This window comes from Bacteroides caecigallinarum (assembly GCF_021531075.1).
Classification (GTDB): Bacteria; Bacteroidota; Bacteroidia; order Bacteroidales; family Bacteroidaceae; genus Phocaeicola; species Phocaeicola caecigallinarum_B.
Map to the genome: position 1 here is coordinate 33,988 of NZ_JADYTJ010000006.1, position 23,583 is coordinate 57,570.

Genomic DNA, 23,583 nt, shown 5'->3' on the forward strand with positions numbered 1-23,583 from the left:
TCTAATTCTTCGTATAACTTACTCTATGCTCACGAAAAACATATATACAAAGAGAAAGAGGATTCTATAAATCCCGAACGGATAAAGAAAATTCAACTCGATGTTTTCATACTTTATTTCCCGAAAGCATAAAAAACTATGTAAGATACTGGCAGGTCTTCTGACTCGTTTCCTTTCAGGAGCCTTCCCATCCGTTCAATAGACAGTGGCATATAAATTCCTAAAAAATATATGAAACTTACAGCAGCGGGTCTGTTCAGGATTTTCACCTGATTCCCTTTTCATCATGCTTTTTTCAAGCAATGAACCAATACCGTCGCAAAGGTAAAAAATATTTTCTTACATGCTATACAACTGTCAGTTTTTCTCGGTAAATTTAAAACACTTGTCTCAATGTTTATTCTTTATAACAGAAAAAGATATTATCTTAGCATCCACAAAAATATTATATCATCAATATGGAACAACCTCAAAAAGAAATTCAGTTTGTGTCTTTAGGCCCTGGTGATCCTGAGCTTATCACTGTGAAAGGACTGAAAGCATTACAGGATGCATCATATATATATTGTCCGGCTACACTAAGTTCTAACGGCATCAGGTCATCACACGCATCGAACACACTGCAGGCATTAGGGATAGGAAATGACAAAATCAGAACATTTACATTACCTATGAACAAAAACAGAGAAGCTGCACTAAAAGCGTATAACGATTTGGCAGACGAAATCGAAGTATGCTATAAGAGCAATCAGCATATATCCGTAGCAGCCGAAGGAGATGCAGGTTTCTATGCTTCTATACAATATTTATACGAACTGTTGAAAAACAAAGGTTTACAGGTAAAAAGAATAGCTGGTGTGCCTGCATTCATTGCAGCAGGACCAGTGGCAGGCATTCACCTCGTAAAACAGGAAGAAAGGTTATTGGTAGTGCCAGGAACAATCACAGCCGAGGAACTGACCGAGAAGATACATTCCGGATATGTAGTGGTAATTATGAAACTCCCTCTTTGCGGAGAGGCTATAATAGAAGTCATGGACAAAAATCCCGATGCTGAATTCCATTACTTTGAAAACATAAGCAGAGATAATGAATTTTATACAACAGACATTGACATCATAAAGGAGAGAAAGCTACCATATTTCTCTCTCATGATTATTTCCCCAAAACAATGAAAAGAATTATTTTAGTTACAGGAGGACAGCGTTCTGGCAAAAGTTCCTATGCAGAAGGTTTAGCACACCAACTTACTGACCAACCAGTATATCTTGCTACTGCCAAAATATGGGATGAAGAATTCCGCCAGCGTGTTTTGCGTCATCAGCAGAACCGTGGTCCAGAATGGACTAACCTGGAAGAAGAGACTGAGTTGAGCAAATATGACTTAAAAGATAGAGTTATTGTAATAGACTGCGTTACACTTTGGTGTACAAACTTTTTCTTTAAATACCAGGATGTACAAAAAACGTTGGATTCTATAAAAACCGAGTTCGACAAATTCACTGCACAAGACGCAACATTCATTTTCGTGACAAATGAGATTGGTTTAGGCGGTGTTTCTGAAAATGAATTACAACGTAAGTTTACAGACATTCAAGGATTCATTAATCAATATATCGCAGCCAAAGCTGATGAAGTTATACTTATGGTAAGCGGTATTCCAGTAAAAATCAAACAATAAACATCAGAATATGAAAAACTTTAATATCAAATCAATACAAGACTCACAGTTTGAACAGGCTGTTATCGACAAAATAGACAATCTCACTAAGCCAAAAGGTTCGTTAGGAAGACTTGAAGAACTGGCAAAACAGATTTGTATGATACAGCATACACTCTCACCTAAACTAAGTAATCCATACAATATTCTATATGCAAGCGACCACGGTATAGTAGAAGAAGGAGTCAGCGTATCTCCAAAAGAAATTACCTGGCAGCAGTTATATAATTTTCTGGATGGTGGTGCAGGTATAAACTTTCTGTGCAGACAACATGGATTTGAGCTGATGCTGGTAGATGCAGGAGTAGACTATGACTTGCCTTATGAACGTGGAATAATCAACATGAAAGTAAGAAAAAGTACACGTAATTACCTCCACGAGGCAGCAATGACCAAAGAAGAGATGGAGTTGTGCATTGAACGAGGAGCGGAATGTGTAGAAATGGCATACAATAAAGGATGCAATATAGTAAGCTTCGGTGAAATGGGTATTGCAAACACCTCAGCTTCATCGCTTTGGATGTCATGTTTCGCAAACATTCCATTAAGACAATGTATAGGTGCAGGAGCAGGGTTGCAGGCAGAAGGCATTGAGCACAAATATCAGGTTCTGAAACAGGCTCAAGACAATTTCAAGGGAGAACATACAGCCGAAGAAATAATTTGCCAGTTTGGAGGATACGAAATGGTAATGGCTATAGGGGGAATGCTTAAAGCAGCCGAACTGCGTATGATAATCCTTGTAGACGGATTTATAATGAGCAGCTGTATACTTGCAGCATCACAACTTTATCCTGAGGTATTGCAATATGCTATTTTTGGTCATCAGGGAGATGAAGCCGGTCACCGTCTTTTGTTGGAACATCTCAATGCATCACCATTACTTCATCTTAACCTCAGATTAGGCGAAGGTAGCGGTGCCGTTTGTGCCTACCCTATTGTAGATTCTGCCGTGAGAATGCTGAACGAAATGGATACTTTCAAAAAAGCATCTATAACCAAATATTTTTAAAGACTATCGTAATGAATCAGATTCTTGCAGCTTTTATATTCTTTACACGTCTGCCTTTCTGGAGAATCAAAAGCGTACCGGACGAATGTTTTAAGCATGTAGTCAGCTATTGGAGTTATAGCGGATGGCTCACAGGTGGTATAATGGCAATTAGTTTCTGGGCTGTCAGTCAGATACTGCCAGTCTCAATTGCCATCATCACAGCCTTAACTATCCGTCTTCTTATCACCGGAGCATTGCATGAAGACGGATTGGCCGATTTCTTCGACGGTTTCGGAGGAGGAAGAGACAGAGAGAGTACTCTCAGAATAATGAAAGACTCGCATATCGGCACATATGGCGTACTGGGATTAATAATATATTATCTTTTGGGATACAACCTTCTGAGTTCCATTAACCCTATACACACACCATACATACTGCTATGCTGTGATTCTTTCTGCAAGTTCGTATGCAGTCACATTTTGTGGCTTTTACCATATGCCAGAAAAGAAGAAGAAAGTAAAGCCAAGGTTATATATTCCAGACAAAACTACAAAGAAGAAACGGCATCTGCCATCGGAGGATTATTACCACTTATAGTCCTGCCGCACAAATTCTTTGCCACACTGATAGTTCCGATACTTGTCTTTGTTTATTTACAACAACTTTTGAGGAAACGACTCGGAGGATACACGGGCGACTGTTGTGGTGCCATATTTCTGATATGCGAACTCGCCATGTGGTTTTCTATTGCTGTAGCATCCATAGTAATCATGTAATAAAATTTCAATACAAAAAAGTATCTTGCAAAATGAATACACGAACAAAAAAAAGAATAGTATGGGTGAGACACACAAGTACAGATGTACAGCCGGGTACATGCTACGGACAAACCGACGTTCCGTTAAAGGCTTCATTTGAAGAGGAAGCATTGGAGTGTGTAAAACATCTGAACAGATATTCGTTCGAGAAAGCCTATACCAGCCCTTTGTCCCGCTGTATGAAACTTGCAAGGTTCTGTGGATTCGAAAAGGCTGTTATTGATGAGCGGCTTATGGAGATGAATTTTGGCGATTGGGAAATGCAACGGTATGATGAAATAAAAGACCCATATCTGCAAGAGTGGTTCAGCGACTACATTCATCTGCCTGCTCCCAATGGCGAGTCGTTCGAAATGCAATATGCAAGAGTTTCCTCTTTTATAGAGGATATTCTACAGAAAGAGGAAAACGAGGTAGTAGTATTCTCCCACGGTGGAAGTATTATATGTGCACAGATTTATGCAGGCCTTGCAACATTCGAGAATGGTTTCAGCAAACAACCGTCCTATGGAGGTATAGTAGAACTTGAGTTTTCTATACAAAGTTCACTAACGGAAGATGACCGCATGAAATATAAATAGCCACCACCATAATAACAAGCATAATAAACTCAGATAATTTATTTATACGGATAGCAACATCGGCATCCCTACGTTCCAGTGTGCGGTCGTTACTACCAATAAAAGGCTTATACACAAGTTCACCAAAATAATTATGAGGTCCTCCGAAACGGCAATTCAATATACCTGCAAGCGCAGCTTCAGGATAACCGGAGTTTGGACTGGCATGTTCCCTGCCGTAGCGGAGAACGAAACGTAATAAGGACATTCGTCCAGACGCAATCACCATCAGAAGTGCTGTTATACGTGCAGGTATAAAATTGGCAGCATCGTCTATTTTTGCAGCACAACATCCAAACAGTCTATAACGTTCGTTTTTATAACCGATCATAGAATCGAGTGTATTTACCATCTTATACGTCAACATACCAGGCACACCCAAAATCATAAACCAGAACAATGGAGCTATCACCCCGTCACTCAGATTTTCAGCCAGCGTCTCCAAAGCAGCAGCCCTAACCTCCTGACCACTCAATTCTTTGGTGTCTCTGCCTACAATACGCGACACCTGATTTCTGCCTTTTTCGAGCGATACTTCCATAGCATCAAAAACCATACGCACTTCATCTATCAGAGTTTTGCCTGCAAGACAGTAGAACACAGCTATTGTTGTCAGAATATATCCCAACCATACGTTGTATTCTGATACATACTTCAGCAAGAGATACGATAAAGTAAAAATACCGGCTATCAACAACAAAGCAGTAAATGCTCCTTTGATGCGACGATATCCCCCATAATTCAGTCTATGTTCAAAAAAACTGATAATCCTGCCAAAGCCAACCACAGGATGCGGCAGCCAGAGAGGATCTCCAAATAATTTGTCCAACACTACTCCTGCCAATAAAGGCAATACAACAATCAACGCTTGCAAATCCATTCTTTAATACAATTTATCAGTTCATCATTCTCCTCAGATTGCTGTACAGCAATCCTGAAATAGCGTTCGTCCAATCCTTCAAAATTCGAGGCATCGCGAATCAATATTCCTTTTTCCTCGGCAAGAAAAGTTTTCAGTTCGGAAGCCTTTCCTCTTTTCAAGCACACTAACATATAATGAGTATCCGATTTCATGACATCCATACATTCTGTTGCTTCTAAAGCAGCAGCCACACGTTCTTTCTCAACGAGCAATGCAGACAAGTCAAACTCAAATTCTTCCTTATGATTTAAAAGATAATGCCCAGCCTGTATAGCCAGTGCATTCACCGACCACGGCATCTTACATTCTTTGAGTCGTGATATAAGTTCTACACTCCCTGTCACTCCACCCAAGCGAAGTCCGGGAATGGCAAAATGTTTGGTCATTGAATGCAGCAGAAAGACATTTGGCAAAAGGACAGTCTCCTGTACAGATAAGAGAGGCTTGGTGGTAAAAGCCTCATACGACTGGTCTATTACAAACAAACAGCACGGATTGTCCATAATCATCTTACGCAGTTTATCCAAGTCAACCGCCTGCCCTGTAGGATTGTTAGGATTACATATCCAGCATAATCCTTTCTCCGGGACAGCGATCTCATCTACAGAATATGCATAATCTATTTTATGCGAATGCAATCGGCATGCATCGGCATACTCGCTGAATGTAGACATCAATATCACCGAATGGCTTTCTCTGAAAGCTTGAGCTATAAGGTAAATAGCTTCAGTTGCACCGTTTGTGACACATATACATGAATCTTCAATACCAAGCCCATCAGCCCACAACTTCTCCAGAGAATATGGTTCCGGTTCGGGATAAGAACGTATGCATGATATCATATCACACAAATATGCATTCAGCCCATCATGCGAAACCTTACCGTACACGTTCGAACTGAAATTCATACGAATTCCATTCCTGTACTGAAAAATATCATCACCGTGTCCCTTAATCATTATCTGTAAGTATTTTATATAATAAAGACATATTTAAATGAGAACGCACATGAGCCGCCAATCTGTCATACTGTTCTTCCTTGAAAGAATGATAGTCGGAAATATTTCCCTTATCGGCTTTTACGTAAGGAGCCAGCAGATAATCCACAACAGACTCATTGTCCAGAATTCCGTGCATATATGTACCGAAACACTTCTCCCCCACTTTCCATCCTTCTGTAGTTCCGTCGTGCAGATAATTTAAAGGAACGGCAGAATCTTCGGCAGCAATTGTGCTTTGTCCCATATGAATTTCATACCCCTTGCACAAATTACCGTCCGAATTTAAGAATATGAACTCCGTCTGGCGAGTGACCTTATCAGCCTGCATGACTGTTGATACAGGCAACAGCCCAAGCCCCGGCAATCGGTTTATACCTCCTTCCACCCCGTCAGGGTCTTCTACCGACAAGCCCATCATCTGGTAGCCACCGCATATACCGAACACAGTAGCACCGTTTCGTGCAGCTCTTATAACAGCCTCTGCTACTCCATTACGGCGAAGTTCCAGCAAATCATCAAGAGTGCTTTTTGTTCCCGGCATGATTACTATATCAGCCTTACTTATCTCTTCTGTATTATTGGTATAATAGAGATTGACACGTTCATCACGCTCCAAACGATTGAAGTCGGTAAAATTTGACAAATGGCGCAACAGTACAACCGCAACATTCACCTTTCCGTTTACAGCCGAACGCTGTTTTTGCTGCAATTCGAGAGAATCTTCCTCTTCTATATAGATATCCTTATAATACGGGATCACACCAAGCACAGGCACACCACAAGTTTCCTCCATCATTTTCACACCGGATTCAAACAGGCGTAAATCACCACGGAACTTGTTGACGATTATTCCTTTTATGCGTTTACGGTCTTCAGGCAATTGCAGCGCAATAGAACCGTATACACTGGCAAACACACCACCACGGTCGATATCCGCCACAAGAATAACATCCGCATCGGCATATCTAGCCATCGGCATATTGACCAGATCCGTATCTCTAAGATTTATTTCAGATATACTTCCTGCACCCTCCATCACTATAGGATTATAACGCGCTGCCAACCTGTCGAAAGCTTCACATACCTCACGGCGCAACTCTTCCCTTCCCTCTTTGCGGAAATATTCGTAAGCACTTCGGTTACCTATAGGCTTACCGTTAAGAACCACCTGCGATGTATGGTCGGAACTAGGTTTCAGCAATAGAGGATTCATATCCGTATGACACGGCACACATGCAGCCTCAGCCTGTACCGCCTGAGCCCTTCCTATCTCCAGACCTTCTGGAGTGGCATACGAATTGAGAGCCATATTCTGTGCCTTGAAAGGAACCGGATGATAACCGTCCTGCAGGAAGATTCTGCACAAAGCAGTAGCCAGAATACTCTTGCCTACATCACTGCCAGTTCCAGCAAGCATCAAAGGATGTAATCGTTGAATATTTTTAGTCATTGATGTAATGTTTTTTACTGTTGATTATCGTTTCTCTTCTTCCTTTTGTAAGAAAATTTCATCCATTTTTCTTCCGGCCACTGTTGCCTTTGCATCTCAAATCTGGCCATGACAAAAAGTAAATCCGACAATCTGTTTATAAATCGAAGTATCTCTCCCGGCACTTCGTCCGTACGATTAAGAGTCCACAGTCTCCGTTCTGCCCTACGTGCCACAGCCCTTGCATTCTGAAGTTGGGCAGCCAGTGGCGTTCCACCCGGCAGAATGAAATAACCGTTATCCTCAAGCTGCGACATCATCTCGTCCATCCAGTCCTCACAAAACTTATCCAAGTCCTGAGGCAGTTCATTCGGATTCCTGTCTCTGATAGCAGAAGGAGTGGCCACATGACTCATTACTATCATCATGCTGTGCTGTATGAAATAAAGTTTTTCCTGCCATTCATCCGTTTCCGGCAACATGCTCCTTATTATTCCAAACAGAGTATTCAGTTCGTCAAGACAACCGTTTGCCTCTATACGGATATCATCCTTAGGCACACGTTCTCCACCGTGAATACCTGTCATTCCTTCATCTCCCGTACGTGTATATATCTTTCTCATAATCCTGTTCTTATCAATCCCACAATTTAAAGAAATCGTTCTCGCCCCAATACCAGTGTGTATATCCTGCTATCACATTCTTATAGCGGTACAGAGGAGTATCCACTGCCAATCCCTTGGCATTAAGTTGACACACTTCGGAAGGCAACAATTCCGGCTGAACGACTGATGAATAATGAAACTCATGCCCTTTAAGCTGCATCCCGCGATACTGTGCCGTGCGATATCCCAAATGAAGACGCATCTTCTCCAAAGTACACTCTAAAGGTAATACCCCTGCCATAGGATAGGAATCGCCCTCGCGTGTAATCATCTTCCTGCAGAGATACATCATACCTCCACACTCGGCAAACAAACGTCCGCCATTTTCGGCAAACTCCCTTAACTGTTCTCCCAACTTTATATTCCCGCTCAATTCTCCGACAAAGAACTCAGGATAGCCCCCGGGCAGATATACATAATCAGCCTGTGGCAGTTCGTCACCGGCCAACGGACTGAAAGTAACCACATCAGCCTGACACGAAAGAACATCGAGGTTTTCCTTATAGATAAAGTTAAATGCGGCATCCTGCGCTATAGCTATTCTTCGTCGATTAAGTCTATCCGCAGACCTGACAGAAGCCTTAAATTCTTCATTAACCTCAAGCGGACATGCAGAAATCTCTAACAGACGGTCCACATCCACATACTGTTCTATAATGTCAGCCACCCTGTCCGAAAGAGTATCTATTTCATTTTTCTTGCCGATTGTCAGTCCCAGATGTCTGGACGGAATTTCTATGTCCGATACTTTAGGCAAGTATCCCAAGCAAGCCACACCTACATCAGCGCACGCCTCTTTCAGATAAGAATAGTGCGATGCCGACCCCACCTGATTGAACACAACTCCCGCAACATTTACCTCAGGGATGAAATTTTTCAGTCCATACAGTATGGCTGCCACTGTGTAAGCCGAAGAGCGTGCATTAAGAACTACCACTACAGGCAGACGTAGCATTGCAGCAATCTCCGCGCTACTTCCACGCATTCTGTCATAACCGTCGAACAGTCCCATGACTCCTTCCACCACACAAGCCGACGCATCCTTTGCATAATGCGAATACACCTCACGCACATGAATGTCCGAAGCCATCCATGTATCCAGATTTACGGATTCTTTTTCTGCTGCTATGGCATGAAACTTACCGTCAATATAATCCGGTCCACACTTGAACGGCTGTACACGTATTCCTCTCCTTTTCAGCACACGCAACAACCCCATAGTGAAAGTGGTTTTTCCGCTTCCCGACGCAGCTGCTCCAATCAAAAACTGAGGTTTAACTACCGACATAAATCTCTTATCTATTTTTATTCTCGGGCGCAAAAATACGAATAAAAAGTGACAATGAGAAAATCTCTATTTGTTTTGATATCTTCTTTAAATTACGCTTGTGTTTTTATAAACTACAGTGTTATTTGTAAAAACACCAGTGCGATTTATATAAATACAACATGTATTTAGAGAATATATAAAGACATTTGAACAAATATTCTTTCATACATTATGTTACTCAACCAGCAAAAAACAATACAAAAAATTATCAATTTATCAGAATAAATTATATTTTTGCATATAGAGTACTAAATTTTAATTATCACGAATGTATAACTCTTAATTTTTTCATTATGAAAAGCATTTATTTATCTGTAGCACTACTACTGACGGTAGTATCTTTCATGGCTTCATGTTCCAAGTCTGATGATTATCTGAACGCAATTCCTAAGGATACACCAATGGTGGCATCGATTAACCTGAAAGCTTTAGGCGAAAAAGCCGGAATAAACGACAGTGAGAACAAAGAAGCATTAGGCAAACTGACCGATATGCTGAAAAAAGAAATGAATGCGGCCAGTTTCGAAAAACTGCAAAGTATAATAGAAAATCCAAAGGAATGCGGAATTGACCTGAACAAGCCGGTTTATGCATTCACGTCTGACGAAAAGTCCTTGATTCTCACAGCTAAAATATTGGACAAGGAAGCACTTGCTAACAGTATAAAAATATTAAGTAATGACACCGAAGCAAATGCAGTAACCGAAGAAGAGGGTTATAGCTTCTCACAAATGGATAACCAAAGCTATCTTGCATTCAACGAAAACACTTTAATTGCAGTAAAAAGCAATATATCGGCTGATACAGACAAAATGAAGTTGAATGCCATTGAAATCCTTAACAGAAAAGGCGAAGAGAGTATGGCGTCCGACAAAGGTTTCATAAAGATGCAGGACGAAAAAGCCGACATAGCAATATACAACAATTTCGAGATACTAGACGACAGTTACAAGAATATCCTTGCAATGGGACTTGGCGTGGAAGATGCAGCTAAAAAATGTAAACTTATTTCAGGAATATTCTTTGAAGAAGGTAAACTTGTCATAAATTCGGAATTATATACCGAAGATGAAAAGATAAAGGAATTGCAGAAAAAACAGAACGAATATTTGTCGCACATCAATAACTCACTACTGAAATTCTTCCCTAAATCATCATTATGTCTGATGAGTTTAAGTATGGAGAATGATAAAATATTCGAAATGCTGAAAGAGAACAAAGATTTCCAGAAAAACATATCATTGGAAGATGCCGAAACAATAGAAAAGATACTTAAATCTATTGGCAAGGAAATTACTTTCGGCGTTACAGACTTCAATATGACAGAAAAACCTGCCATAGTAGTTTATGCAGAAGCAAAGAACGGTGACATTCTTAAAGAACTGTACAACAACAAAGACAGTAACTCTTTCACAAGAAATTCAAGATTTACAGAACTGAAAGAAAATGAATATTTAATACAGTCAGGAAGAGACAATATATTCATCGGTTATAAAAACGATATGATTTATGCAACAAACAATGAGACTTTGTATAAAAATGTAGATAAAAAGCTGGAAGATTCTGCCGAAGACAATACATATGCCAAGGATATAAAAGGTAAAAGACTGGCATATGTTGTTGATTTCAATGCGTTGAGCCAACTTCCTATCATGCAAATGGTATTAAAATCAGGTAATGCAAAAATGACAGCCGTAGGAAGTGTACTGAAGAATGCCGACAATATGACTATCACTTATGATGATGAATTTACAATGACGGTACAACTGAAAGACACAAAAGCCAACTTCCTGAAACAAATGATAAAGCTCACTAAAGAATTGGCCGGAATCTAAAAAAATAAAATACTGATTTTTAAAGTCCCATAATAGGTTTATGACAAATAGACTAATTATGGGACTTTATTCTTTTATTTGAAATGAAGTTTATTGAGATATAAAGTTTTTTTATTAAGTTTGTTCTCATTATGGGAAAACAACAGACAAACATAAAGGAAAAAGGACGTGTCAGCCTGAAAGAGCCGAGACGTTATAAAGTAGTTATCTATAATGATGATTTCACTACTATGGATTTCGTGGTTAAAATTCTTACTACAGTATTCTTCAAATCGATAATTGAAGCCGAAACATTAATGATGAGTGTACACAAAAGTGGCTCGGCTGTTGTAGGTATCTACAGTTATGACATTGCGCTGTCTAAGGTGAGAAAAGCTACGGACATGGCACGCGAGGAAGGATTTCCACTAAAACTCACAGTTCTGCCTGAAGATAAGCAGGCTTAAAAAAATCACGACATATAATATGGACTTGAAATATACTAAACACGTAAATAAAGCATTGGAAGTTGCACATACGGAAGCCAAGTTCAGGAGGCATGAGTTTGTCACTCCCGAACATCTTCTGTATGCCCTATTGCAACAGGATGAATTCGTTTATGCACTGGAAGATATGGCTTGCAGTATCACCAAATTGGAAAAGAGCATAAAGGAAGTGTTGAATACCAAATTCGAGGTTCTGCCCGAAGGTACACAATATGAACCCGAAAACTCTACACAGATGGCAGAGATTTTCATCAAGGCACACATGATTGTTTCTTTCTCAGGAGCGAACGAGATAGATGTTCCCCATCTGGTACAGGGAATGCTTGAGCTGACAGATTCATGGGCTGCATATATTCTTAAAAATGCATTGAAGGATGATATTGCAGAGTTTACCAGCATGCTGATTGATGAATACAGTTTCGACTATGATGACCTTCTGGATCATGAACACGGATATGAGAAAAACGAGACTTGGAAAAACTATGTCACCTGCATAAACGACAATCTGGAAAGCCATAATCCGCTTATAGGAAGAGAAGAGGAGCTTGAAAAGACTATCAGAGTTCTGTGCCGCAAGGAAAAGAACAATCCTCTGCATATAGGCGAATCGGGTGTGGGAAAGACTTCTCTTATCTATGGTCTGGCAGAAAGAATAGAGAAAGGCAACGTGCCCGAAAAACTGCAAGGCTATCGCATATACGAACTCGATCTTGGTGGCATCATTGCCGGGACACAGTACCGCGGAGAATTTGAAAAAAGGCTGAAGGGTATTATGCTTGGAGCAGAGAAAGAGGGCAAAGCCATCATCTACATTGACGAAATCCATAATCTTATAGGTGCAGGAAGGACCAGCGACGGCTCGCTTGACGCATCGAACATGCTTAAACCGTACCTTGAAGGAGGAAACATAAAATTCATTGGGTCAACCACTTATGAAGAATACAATAAATACTTTGCCGGAAGCAAGGGTATGGTAAGACGCTTCCAGCAAATAGACATACTGGAGCCAAGCATAGACGATACCATAAAGATTATAAAGGGACTTATTAAGGGATACGAAACATTCCACAACGTGAAGTACCGTAAAGGAGTGATAGAGTATGCCGTAAGCATGAGCGACAAATATATCAAGGACAAGTTCCTGCCAGACAAGGCTATCGACCTGATAGACGAGGCCGGTGCATACAGGGAAATCCACAACGACGGAAAAGATAAAAATATCGTTACAAAAGAGCTTATTTCGGATATCCTTGCCAGAATGTGCAAGATAGAATCCATCACTGCCAAGGAAGACAATACGGAACTGGAACATCTGCCGGCCAAAATGAAAGCACTTATCTACGGTCAGGACCAGGCCATCACTCAGGTGACGGAAGCTGTAATGATGTCGAAAGCCGGACTGAATGACGACAACAAGCCTATAGCGAGCCTTCTGTTTGTGGGTCCTACCGGCGTGGGTAAGACTGAAATAGCAAAGGTTCTTGCCGCTGAACTCGGTATCGGTCTGGTACGGTTCGACATGAGTGAGTATTCGGAGAAACATACTGTTGCGAAGCTTATCGGCTCGCCTGCGGGATATGTGGGCTACGAAGAAGGAGGACTCCTGACAGACGCCATACGCAAAACTCCGAACTGCGTTCTGCTGCTAGACGAGATAGAAAAGGCTCATCCGGATATATTCAACATACTGCTGCAGGTGATGGACTATGCCGTGCTGACCGACAACAAGGGACGCAAATCAGACTGCCGTCATCTTATACTGATCATGACATCGAATGCGGGAGCACAATATGCACATCAGGCTTCGATAGGATTCAAGGGACAGGCCACAGCCGGCGATTCGATGCTGAAACAGGTTAAGAAGACATTCAAGCCGGAGTTCCTGAACAGACTCTCTGCCACTGTGGTGTTCAACGATATGGACAGCAACATGGCTCAACTAATCCTAGAAAAGAAACTGAGGGAATTCAGTGCGAAACTTGAGGCAAACAAGGTTACTATGGAAATGGGTGCCGATGCCAAGGAATGGCTGCTAAAAAAGAGTATAACAAAGGAATACGGTGCCCGCGAAATGGACAGAGTGATAGGCCATCACCTGAAACCGCTGTTCGTAAAGGAAATGCTTTTCGGCAAACTTAAGAACGGGGGTCATGCCATAGTAAACATAGAGAATAACATCCCTGCCATAACCCTGAAAAAGTGATAAGGCATGGTATTCAAGTTAAGTAAAAGACTAGCCTTTCCGGATCCTCATTTGGGGGAGCCGGACGGGTTACTTGCCATAGGTGGTGATTTGTCCATAGACAGACTGCTGCTGGCATACTCTTACGGGATTTTCCCGTGGTATGCCTTCAAGAGACAGGTCATAGAATGGTGGTGTCCGATGCAAAGATTCGTAATCTTTCCTTCGGAGATACATGTGTCGCACTCCATGCGTACATTGATAAACAAAGACAAATACAGAATAAGCATCAACGAAGCATTTGAGGATGTGATACGCCACTGCGGAAAGTTGCGCGAGGACGAGGAAGGTGCATGGCTTGGTCCGGAGATGACGGAAGCCTATATCAGACTGCACGAACAGCAGTTTGCCGCAAGTGTAGAAGTATGGGAGGATGATAAACTGGTGGGTGGACTTTATGGTGTAGCTTTGGGAAGATGTTTCTTCGGCGAAAGTATGTTCTCGCTCGTACCAAATGCTTCGAAGCTTGCACTTATATATCTGGCACGGTTTCTTGAAGAACGAGGCGGACTGATGATAGACTGCCAGTTTGAGACTCCGCATCTGAAATCAATGGGAGGAAGATATATATCGTACGAGGAGTATATGGATATTCTTTCGCAGGAATAGATTTTATTGCGAAGAGTTACACAATCATGGAGTTTAAATATCATTTAAACAGTATTTAAATACCGTTTAAACACCATTTAAAATTAATGCATAACCAAAAAGAAAATCCGTCAGCATTTTCACAAACACTGACGGACTTTTAATCAATGAGGAATTAAAAACATAACTCCAACATAAAACCAAACAAGAATATTAAGCTTTTGTATAACTTTCAAAATATATAACAGAGGAACTATAGCTTTTGTTCGATCATAAACAAAAAAAATTATGAAAACAGGGAAAAAAATTCTCATAGCGATACCTATTGCCATAATTATAGCGTATCTGTGCCTGCCTTTCTATGCCAAAAAGGCACTGATCCACTGGTTTCCCACTATTGACGACCTAGGTATTTTCGAACATGCCACTGTTCATGCGCCCGATTCCTGTTGGGAATGGGCTGTCTCGGAGGATTACAATTCTTTCCAGCTCTCAAAGGAGGATTCGGCGTACATAGACGATATGAAAACGGTATCTTTCTTGGTAATAAAAAATGACAGTATTCTGTACGAGACTTATCGCGGAGGATGGAACGACACTCTGACTTCAAACCTGTTTTCTGCCACTAAAAGCATAGTGGGACTACTTGTGGGAATAGCCATAGACGAGGGTAAAATAGGCAGTGTGGACGATAAGGTAGTGAAATATATCCCTGAATATAACCGTGGAAGGCAAAAGGACATCACAATCAGAAACCTGCTTACAATGAGCGCCGGAATGGACTGGGACGAAGCCTACGCTTCACTTTTCTCTGTAACCACGCACGGATATTACGGCAACGACCTCTACGAACTAATCATGGGCCTTGATATAGTAGATACTCCGGGAGTTCAGTATTCCTACAGAAGCGGTGAGACACAGCTGCTGTCATTTGTTCTTGAAGCGGCAACTGGCGAAACCATCAGCCAATATGCAGAGAAGAAGCTCTGGCAACCGATGATGGCAGGACAGGATGCTTTCTGGCTACTCGACAAGAAGAACGGTGATGAAAAATCATTCTGCTGCTTCCATACTACAGCAAGGGATGCCGCAAGATTCGGACGTCTGATGCTGAACAAAGGAAACTGGAACGGAAGGCAACTTGTCAGCAAGGAATATATTGAAGAGGCCATGACACCGGCATCATATCTGAAAGACCAGTGGGGCAAAGACCCGCTTTCATATTATGGCTACCAGACATGGATTATGGACTACAAAGGAGAGAAATGTCCGTACTTCAGAGGTATGCTGGGACAATATATCATAGCCATACCTTCGAAGAATGCCATAGTGGTTCGCCTCGGACATAAACGTTCGAGAGAGTATGTCAAGGAACTCACTACGGACATAATAAGATATATGGAAATAGCTGAAAAAATTTTACAACAATAACCATTCTATATGGAACAGGACCCAAGACTATTAGTATATAAGGCTTCGGCAGGCTCGGGAAAGACTTTCACCCTGGCTGTGCAATATATCAGGCAACTGATAGAAGATCCCTACTCATACAGACGTATTCTGGCAGTTACTTTCACCAACAAGGCTACTACAGAGATGAAGGAAAGAATCCTCAGTCAGCTGTACGGTATCGCCACTTCACTTAAATCCTCGGACGGCTATCTGAAAGAGATAATGAAGACCTCAAATAAAAGCGTTGACGAAATAAGGAAAGCTGCTGACACTGCACTGAAGAATATAATCCACGACTACAGCCGTTTCAGAATAGAGACTATCGACTCATTCTTCCAGTCGGTGATGAGGAATCTTGCACGCGAGCTTGAGCTCGGCGCCAATATGACCATAGAACTGAATAACGGCGATGTGTTGAGTGATGCCGTAGATAGTATGATTGAGAAACTGGACCGCATGTCGCCTACCCTCTACTGGCTGCTTGAATATATAGAAGAAAGAATAGCCGACGACAAAAGATGGAATGTATCTTCCGAAATTAAAGGTTTCGGTCGCAATATCTTTGACGAGGCATATATAGAAAAAGGCGTGGCATTACGTGAGAAGCTGAAGGACACTAAGTTTATTCCGCAATACAGGAAAAAACTCCAGGAAAAACGCGAATCCATACTTGACACAATGAAAGGATTCAACGAACACTTTCAGGAAATTCTGAATGCCAACGGGCTTACACCTGCCGACTTGAAAAACGGTGCTCGCGGCATAGGAAGCTATTTCAACAAGATAGCATCGGGGAAACTGAGTAATGATGTACGAAATTCCACAGTAGAAAAATGCCTGGAAGGTGCGGAAAACTGGACTACCAAGACTTCGCCATACAAGGATACCATTATCTCACTTGCAAACCAAGTGCTGATACAGGTACTTAATGACGCGGAGAACACAAGGATGTCAAGCAACAAGGTGCTGAACTCGTGCGACATGTCGCTCCGATATCTCAACAATCTGCAATTGCTCATGCGTATAGACAGCGAGGTAAGGGAACAGAACCTTAATCATAACCGTTTCCTCCTTTCGGATACCAATGCGCTGCTCCACAGTATCATCAGAGAAGGTGACGCCTCTTTCGTATATGAGAAAATAGGTACTACAATAGACACCGTGATGATAGACGAGTTTCAGGACACATCACGTATGCAATGGGAAAACTTCCATCTTCTGCTTGAAGAGAGTCTCTCACAGAAGGAAGGCAGTATGATAGTGGGCGATATAAAGCAAAGTATCTACCGCTGGAGAAACGGCGACTGGAAGATTCTAGCCGGACTGGACAAGGACAGAAGTTTCCGCCTGAATTCGAAAACGCTGGATACAAACTGGCGAAGTGAGGCTAACATCATAGCATTCAACAATGATATATTTACATCTGCCTGTAAGGTTCTGAACGAAAGATACAAGGCTGATGAGGGCGAAGACTGTACACAACTGCTTGACGCGTACAACGATGTCCGCCAGAAAACATCAAAGGATACTAAGAAAGGATATATCAAACTATCATTCCTGAAAAACAGCGAGGAATATCCATACACAGATACCACTATGGAACTGCTGGCAGAGGAGGTTGACTCACTAGTCAAGAAAGGTGTCAGAGTGAATGACATTGCCATCCTGGTGAGAAAGAACAAAAGCATACCTGCCATAGCCGATTACTTCGACAAGAATACTCCATACCGCGTTGTTTCGGACGAGGCTTTCCGGCTTGACGCTTCGCTTGCGGTGTGTATGCTCATCGACGGACTGAGGTATATATCCGAACCTACTGACAGAATAGCCTGTGCAAGACTGGCTGTAGCTTATCAGAAGGAAATCCTCAAAAAGGACGTGGATTACAACACTGTACTTCTGAATAGCGTTGAGGATTATCTACCTGCCGAGTTCCGTCTTATGCTGCCGGAGATGAGTCTTATGCCGTTGTATGAGCTTCTTGAGAAACTGTTCGTGATTTTCCGTATGGATATGATAGAAGAACAGGATGCCTATCTCTGTGCCTTCTATGATGCGGTGACTGAATATATGCAGAACAACTCTTCGGAACTGACCTCATTCCTGACATACTGGAACGATACTCTTTACGCAAAGACTATCCCGTCGGGCGAAATATCAGGTATCAGAATCCTTTCAATCCACAAATCGAAAGGCCTGGAATATCACACCGTGTTACTACCGTTCTGTGACTGGAAGATGGAGAATGAGACATATAACCACATGTTGTGGTGCCGGATAAACGAAGCGGATGCCGACAAGGAACCGTTCTGCGAACTTGACCTTACTCCTGTGAACTATTCATCTGCCATGGCAGAATCATATTTCAGCGACAGCTACAGAGAAGAACGTCTGCAACTGTGGGTAGATAATCTGAACCTGCTCTATGTTGCATTCACACGTGCATGCAAGAACCTGATAGTGTGGTGCAAGGACGAGCAGAAAGATACCGTATCAAAATTGCTGAGAGAATCAATGGACTGCATGAAAGAAATAAAAATGACATGCAACATGCCTGAACTTGATGAGGAAGACGAAGAGAATAAGGAAGAAAACGACGAACCTATCGTATATGAATACGGAGAAATCTGTATTAGCGGCGAAAAGAAAAAATCAGATTCCACAAACAGACTTGTAGCCATACCTGACGCTGTAAACGTAAAGATTGAATCACTTGAAACGGAGATTGACTTTAAGCAGTCCAACCGTTCTGCCGATTTCATCAGAGGCGATGAGGATGAGGAAGAAAATCTTCGTTCGCAATATATCAGACAGGGACAGCTGCTACATACTCTTTTTGCATCTATCGATACGAAGGAAGATTTGACTGCCGCCATAGAAAGACTTCTGTTTGAAGGTGTAATAGAATCGGCAGAGAAAGCCCAAGAGATATATGAGATAGCAGAAAAAGCATTAAACCTTGATGAAGTGAAGGACTGGTATAGTGGAGAATGGACATTGTATAACGAATGTTCCATAATCTATAATGATGAACAGGGAAAGATGCAGACCAGACGACCGGACCGCGTTATGATGAAGGGAAAAGATGTAGTTGTGGTAGATTTCAAGTTCGGAAAGAAAAAGCCGGAATACTCCACACAAGTCAGAGAGTATATGTCCCTGCTATCGGAAATGGGATATACTGACATAAAAGGATATATATGGTATGTCTATTCCGGAGAACTTGAGAATGTGTAACGATTTATTTAAAAAGAAATGGAAACTTTTCTAAAGCTTGTAGCTCACGATTTATATACGAAGACAAACGGCGACTTTGCCCGTACGGCCATTGTCTTCCCGAACAAGAGAGCAGGACTGTTCTTCAATGAATATCTGGCATCGGAAACTGACAGACCTATATGGTCGCCCGCATATATAAGTATAGGCGAACTGTTCCGCAAGGTATCAGACCTACAGATTGGTGACCCCGTAAAACTTGTATGTGAACTCTATAAGGTGTTTGTAAACATAACCGGCAGCAAGGAATCGCTAGACGACTTCTACTTCTGGGGTGAACTTCTTATAAGCGACTTTGACGATGCGGACAAGAATATGGTGGACACTGAAGCCATGTTCCGCAATATCAAGGATCTGAACGAACTTAACGACAATGGGTACGAATTTCTGGAAGAAGGACAGAAAGAAGCATTGAGCCAGTTCTTCAAGAATTTCTCCATCGACAAGGTTACAGAATTGAAACAACGATTTATCAACATATGGGACGTACTAGGAGAAATATATACCGAATTCAAGGCCGTACTTTGCGAACAGGGCATAGCTTACGAGGGTATGATGTACAGAGAAGTAACAGAATCTATGGATATTGACAAACTCCCTTACGATAGATATGTCTTCGTGGGATTCAACGTGCTGAATAAGGTGGAACATACTCTGTTCAAGAAACTTGATAAGGCTGGAAAGGCTATGTTCTATTGGGATTACGACAATTTCTATCTCAACAAGCACCCTCACGAGGCAGGTGAATTCATAAAGCGCAACCTAAGGGATTTTCCATCGGAACTTCCACCATCTGTATTCAACAATCTGAACTCCCATAAAGATATTACATATATTGAATCGCCTACCGAAAATGGTCAGGCAAGGTATCTTCCGCAATGGATAAGAACAAACCTTACGGAAGAAGAAAAGGAGACAGCCGTAGTATTATGTAACGAATCTTTACTACAACCTGTACTGCATTCTCTGCCAGAAAATATACGTCATATCAATATAACAATGGGATTTCCATTGTCGCAGACTCCTGCTTGCAGCTTTATCAACTCGCTTATTGAACTTCACACTTCAGGTTACAATCCGTCAAACGGCAGGTTCCTGTTTGCCGAAGTCTTGAGTGTTCTTAAACATCCATACACACAACTCCTGAGCGAGGAAGCAGAGAAGTTGGAGAAATCTCTTATCCACGACAACCGCTTCTACCCTCTTCCTTCGGAACTGAAAAAGGACGAAACTACAGAAACCATATTCACGCCTTGCAACAGCAACCATGCTATCTGTCAGATGATTTCTACAATACTGAAACAGGTAGCAGCCATATATCAGAAGAAATCAGCTACTATGGATACAGCTCTTGACCAACTGTATCGCGAAGCGTTGTTCAAAGCATATACCATGGTAAACCGATTCAGTTCTCTGATTGATGAAGGCGACCTTGATGTGAGCCAAAGTACATTCAAGCGCCTACTCTCACGCGTCATACAGTCGGCCAACATTCCGTTCCACGGTGAGCCGGCAATAGGTATGCAGGTGATGGGAGTACTCGAAACCCGAAATCTTGACTTCAGAAACATAGTAATGCTTTCCGTAAACGAAGGACAACTGCCTAAAAGTGGAAGCGATGCCTCGTTTATCCCATACAATATCAGAAAGGCATTCGGCATGACTACTATAGACCATAAGATAGCCGTTTTTGCATATTACTTCTACAGACTGCTGCAAAGAGCCGAAAAGGTAACCCTTCTTTTCAACACATCAAGCGACGGAATAAACCGGGGAGAGATGTCACGCTTCATGCTTCAGTTCCTAATTGAATGGGGATTCGACATCAAACGTGAAAGACTGGAGGCCGCCCAATCACCACAGGGTACCGAAAAGATTGAAATCAAGAAGACTCCGGAGATAATGAAGCGAATGCAAAGTGTTTTCGATACGAGAGTAAACAAAAAGGCTATTCTGTCACCTTCTGCACTCAATACATACATAGACTGCAATCTGAAATTTTATTACAAATATGTAGCATTGCTGACCGCACCTGACGAAGTAAGTGCAGAGATAGATTCAGCCAAATTCGGAAGTATATTCCATTACGCCGCCGAACATATCTACAAGGACCTTACCGCACACGGAAAAGTGATAGATTGCAACTCTCTTGAAAAGCTTTTGCAAAACGATGTAAAACTCCAGGAATATGTTGACAACGGTTTCAAGGAACTGTTCTTCAATATACCTCTGACAGAACGCCCCGAGTACAACGGATTGCAGCTCATAAACTCTGCAGTAATTCTGAGATACATAAAACAGCTGTTAAGAAATGACCTGAGATATGCTCCTTTCACATTTACTGCTTCAGAGAAATTCGTAGATGAAGAAATTGATATCAAAACTCCGAAAGGCGTAATCAAATCCAGAATTGGTGGTATAATAGACCGTATGGATACTAAAGACAATACTTTGCGAATAGTGGACTACAAAACTGGCGGTGACGCACAGTGTCCACCTGACGTAAAGTCACTGTTCATCCAAGACAAGAAAAGATCTAACTACATATTCCAGACATTTATGTACGCATCAATCGTCTGCAAGAAACTGAGAGAGAAAAACAATCCGTTAAAGGTTGCTCCTTCTCTGCTATATATACACAAGGCGGCATCGGAAAGCTACTCACCAGTAGTACAGATGGGAGAGGCCAGAAAAAGAGAAGACGTAGATGATTTCAGCATCCATGAAGATGAATTCCGTGAAGATCTTAACATTCTTTTAGAGGAAATTTTCAATCCTGAAACAAGTTTCTCTCAAACAGAAATTGAAGAAAAATGTCAGTACTGTGATTATAAAGATTTGTGTAAGAAATAACATTTTGATATAATTACTGTTAATTTAAGGCAGTTTTCCGAGCTTTTATAATGCATATATCACGGAATATGGTTATATTCGCATGTTTTTCATAGTAATAGATTTATATATCCTGACTTCAAGCTTGTGAAAGTAAGTAAGTCAGAGAGACAAAAGAGTTTGTCCCTAAAGAACAAGAGACTGCAATTTTCCCCGGCAGTCTCTTTTTTTGTTCATATATATAACTTAATTTTGTATCATGATAACAGTTAAAAACACAAATCTTATGAAAACAAGAACATTAATCGAATCAATCAAAAGCAGAGCTTTTTATTTAGTGTTATGTTTGGCCATGGCAGCAGGCTTTGTAGGTTGTAGCACAGAAGAAGTAACAGAAGACGATGATATAACAGGTTTATATATCGGTGGTTCAGAAGATACAGGAGAAACAAAAATAACAATATCAAAGAATAGTTCCGGATATACCTTTAATTGTACGTATGAAGATTGGGCAGCAGCAAATTCAAGATTAAATGTTCCAATCGTAGAATGGAACGGAACATTCACTAAAATTCCATCAGATGTTATAAAAAATAGCAAAGGAGAAAAAATTGGTGAAATTGAATTCACGAAGACCAGTGAATATATACAAGTTGAGTTTACATCATTTATAGAACCTAAAGATACATACAGAGCGAAAAAAGGAGGCGAGATGGCTGACGTTAATTTATAAAAACAACAAAGCCATGGCATAATCAGACATTGATTCAGCCATGGCTTTTATTATATCTTATAGTGTATCACTTTATAACCCTGTAGTAATCCACTTTACGGGGCTTAGGAGCATCAGCCGATTTTGCAGGATATCCTAAGGCAAGAGCTCCAATTCCAACAAGTCCTTCAGGCAATCCGAAACTTTCCATCAGTTTCTTTCCTTCATCCGTAGAAAACATTTCCCTTTCCCTATGAATCCAACAACTTGCAAGCCCTATTGCGTGGGCAGCAAGCATCATATTCTCCAATACGCAACTACCATCCTGTATAGGATTATTGGCATTTGCAGGAGTAAATACTAGGACGTATGTAGGTGCATCATAATATGGGTTAGTGGTAACCCCCATCACACGGGCATTCATTCCAGCCAATTTCTTTCTTATATCATCATTCTGCACAGCTACAATGTAAGGCGACTGCATGCCTCTTGATGTAGGCGCGTATGTACCGGCTTCCAACACTGCTTTCAATTCTTCGTCAGTAATCTGCTCAGCCTTATACTGACGGCAACTGCGACGAGTCTTTATAATCTCCAAAAATTCGTTATTCATATCCGTATAATTTTTATGTTAATACCAAGATTGAAATCATCGTCAA

Annotated in this window: 19 protein-coding genes and 1 riboswitch; of the genes, 13 read left to right on the plus strand and 6 right to left on the minus strand. The window is 41.4% G+C overall.

The annotated features are described in order from the left end of the window. Positions 1-133: 133 nt before the first annotated feature. Positions 134-327: riboswitch (cobalamin riboswitch) on the minus strand. 131 nt (positions 328-458) lie between these two features. From I6E11_RS02905 to cobC, 5 genes are read left to right on the plus strand one after another with little or no spacing between them, the layout of a single operon-like run. Next, positions 459-1,175 (plus strand): precorrin-2 C(20)-methyltransferase, encoded by a 717-nt coding sequence (locus I6E11_RS02905; protein WP_235336314.1) that lies wholly within the window; start codon positions 459-461, stop codon positions 1,173-1,175. Beyond that, positions 1,172-1,681 (plus strand): bifunctional adenosylcobinamide kinase/adenosylcobinamide-phosphate guanylyltransferase, encoded by a 510-nt coding sequence (gene cobU, locus I6E11_RS02910; protein WP_235336315.1) that lies wholly within the window; start codon positions 1,172-1,174, stop codon positions 1,679-1,681. The genes I6E11_RS02905 and cobU overlap by 4 nt, the downstream gene beginning before the upstream one ends. A gap of 10 nt (positions 1,682-1,691) precedes the next feature. Further along, positions 1,692-2,732: a nicotinate-nucleotide--dimethylbenzimidazole phosphoribosyltransferase gene (gene cobT / locus I6E11_RS02915; protein ID WP_235336317.1), complete on the plus strand. Its 1,041-nt coding sequence runs from the start codon at positions 1,692-1,694 to the stop codon at positions 2,730-2,732. Between the two features lie 11 nt (positions 2,733-2,743). Beyond that, a complete protein-coding gene (locus I6E11_RS02920; RefSeq protein WP_235336318.1) occupies positions 2,744-3,493 on the plus strand; it encodes an adenosylcobinamide-GDP ribazoletransferase in 750 nt (249 codons plus the stop codon). Between the two features lie 32 nt (positions 3,494-3,525). After that, positions 3,526-4,116: an alpha-ribazole phosphatase gene (gene cobC / locus I6E11_RS02925; RefSeq protein ID WP_235336319.1), complete on the plus strand. Its 591-nt coding sequence runs from the start codon at positions 3,526-3,528 to the stop codon at positions 4,114-4,116. Here cobC and cbiB read toward each other — a convergent pair. From cbiB to I6E11_RS02950, 5 genes are read right to left on the minus strand one after another with little or no spacing between them, the layout of a single operon-like run. Then, entirely contained in the window at positions 4,070-5,035 is a 966-nt protein-coding gene (cbiB, locus tag I6E11_RS02930; RefSeq protein ID WP_235336320.1) for an adenosylcobinamide-phosphate synthase CbiB, read from the minus strand. The two genes, cobC and cbiB, sit on opposite strands and share 47 nt — an antisense overlap. Next, positions 5,017-6,036, minus strand: a complete 1,020-nt coding sequence (locus I6E11_RS02935) for an aminotransferase class I/II-fold pyridoxal phosphate-dependent enzyme (RefSeq protein WP_235336321.1) — start codon at positions 6,034-6,036, stop codon at positions 5,017-5,019. The genes cbiB and I6E11_RS02935 overlap by 19 nt, the downstream gene beginning before the upstream one ends. After that, the gene (locus I6E11_RS02940) at positions 6,029-7,528 is read right to left on the minus strand and encodes a cobyric acid synthase (RefSeq protein ID WP_235336322.1); all 1,500 of its coding nucleotides are present in this window, start codon (positions 7,526-7,528) and stop codon (positions 6,029-6,031) included. The genes I6E11_RS02935 and I6E11_RS02940 overlap by 8 nt, the downstream gene beginning before the upstream one ends. Before the next feature lie 14 nt (positions 7,529-7,542). After that, positions 7,543-8,130: a cob(I)yrinic acid a,c-diamide adenosyltransferase gene (locus tag I6E11_RS02945; RefSeq protein ID WP_235336323.1), complete on the minus strand. Its 588-nt coding sequence runs from the start codon at positions 8,128-8,130 to the stop codon at positions 7,543-7,545. Positions 8,131-8,143: 13 nt separating this feature from the next. Then, the gene (locus I6E11_RS02950) at positions 8,144-9,460 is read right to left on the minus strand and encodes a cobyrinic acid a,c-diamide synthase CobB (protein ID WP_235336324.1); all 1,317 of its coding nucleotides are present in this window, start codon (positions 9,458-9,460) and stop codon (positions 8,144-8,146) included. A 335-nt stretch (positions 9,461-9,795) separates the two neighbouring features. On the opposite strand from I6E11_RS02950, the gene I6E11_RS02955 reads away from it, so the two are divergent. The 8 genes from I6E11_RS02955 (at position 9,796) to I6E11_RS02990 (ending at position 22,945) form a co-directional block, all read left to right on the plus strand. Further along, positions 9,796-11,337, plus strand: a complete 1,542-nt coding sequence (locus tag I6E11_RS02955; RefSeq protein ID WP_235336325.1) for a DUF4836 family protein — start codon at positions 9,796-9,798, stop codon at positions 11,335-11,337. A gap of 131 nt (positions 11,338-11,468) precedes the next feature. Next, the gene (locus I6E11_RS02960; protein WP_235336326.1) at positions 11,469-11,783 is read left to right on the plus strand and encodes an ATP-dependent Clp protease adaptor ClpS; all 315 of its coding nucleotides are present in this window, start codon (positions 11,469-11,471) and stop codon (positions 11,781-11,783) included. A 19-nt stretch (positions 11,784-11,802) separates the two neighbouring features. Next, entirely contained in the window at positions 11,803-14,025 is a 2,223-nt protein-coding gene (locus I6E11_RS02965) for an AAA family ATPase (protein WP_235336327.1), read from the plus strand. Between the two features lie 6 nt (positions 14,026-14,031). Next, positions 14,032-14,673, plus strand: coding sequence for a leucyl/phenylalanyl-tRNA--protein transferase (aat, locus tag I6E11_RS02970; RefSeq protein WP_235336328.1), 642 nt, complete (start codon positions 14,032-14,034; stop codon positions 14,671-14,673). Between the two features lie 267 nt (positions 14,674-14,940). Beyond that, positions 14,941-16,083: a serine hydrolase domain-containing protein gene (locus I6E11_RS02975; protein WP_235336329.1), complete on the plus strand. Its 1,143-nt coding sequence runs from the start codon at positions 14,941-14,943 to the stop codon at positions 16,081-16,083. A gap of 9 nt (positions 16,084-16,092) precedes the next feature. Next, complete coding sequence (locus I6E11_RS02980; RefSeq protein ID WP_235336330.1) at positions 16,093-19,341, plus strand: UvrD-helicase domain-containing protein; 3,249 nt, start codon at positions 16,093-16,095, stop codon at positions 19,339-19,341. Positions 19,342-19,359: 18 nt separating this feature from the next. Next, entirely contained in the window at positions 19,360-22,233 is a 2,874-nt protein-coding gene (locus tag I6E11_RS02985; protein WP_235336331.1) for a PD-(D/E)XK nuclease family protein, read from the plus strand. A gap of 265 nt (positions 22,234-22,498) precedes the next feature. Beyond that, positions 22,499-22,945, plus strand: coding sequence for a hypothetical protein (locus I6E11_RS02990; protein ID WP_154042851.1), 447 nt, complete (start codon positions 22,499-22,501; stop codon positions 22,943-22,945). Positions 22,946-23,012: 67 nt separating this feature from the next. Here the strand turns inward: I6E11_RS02990 and I6E11_RS02995 are convergent, their stop codons facing one another. Beyond that, positions 23,013-23,537: a nitroreductase family protein gene (locus I6E11_RS02995; RefSeq protein ID WP_154042852.1), complete on the minus strand. Its 525-nt coding sequence runs from the start codon at positions 23,535-23,537 to the stop codon at positions 23,013-23,015. Positions 23,538-23,583: the final 46 nt, after the last annotated feature.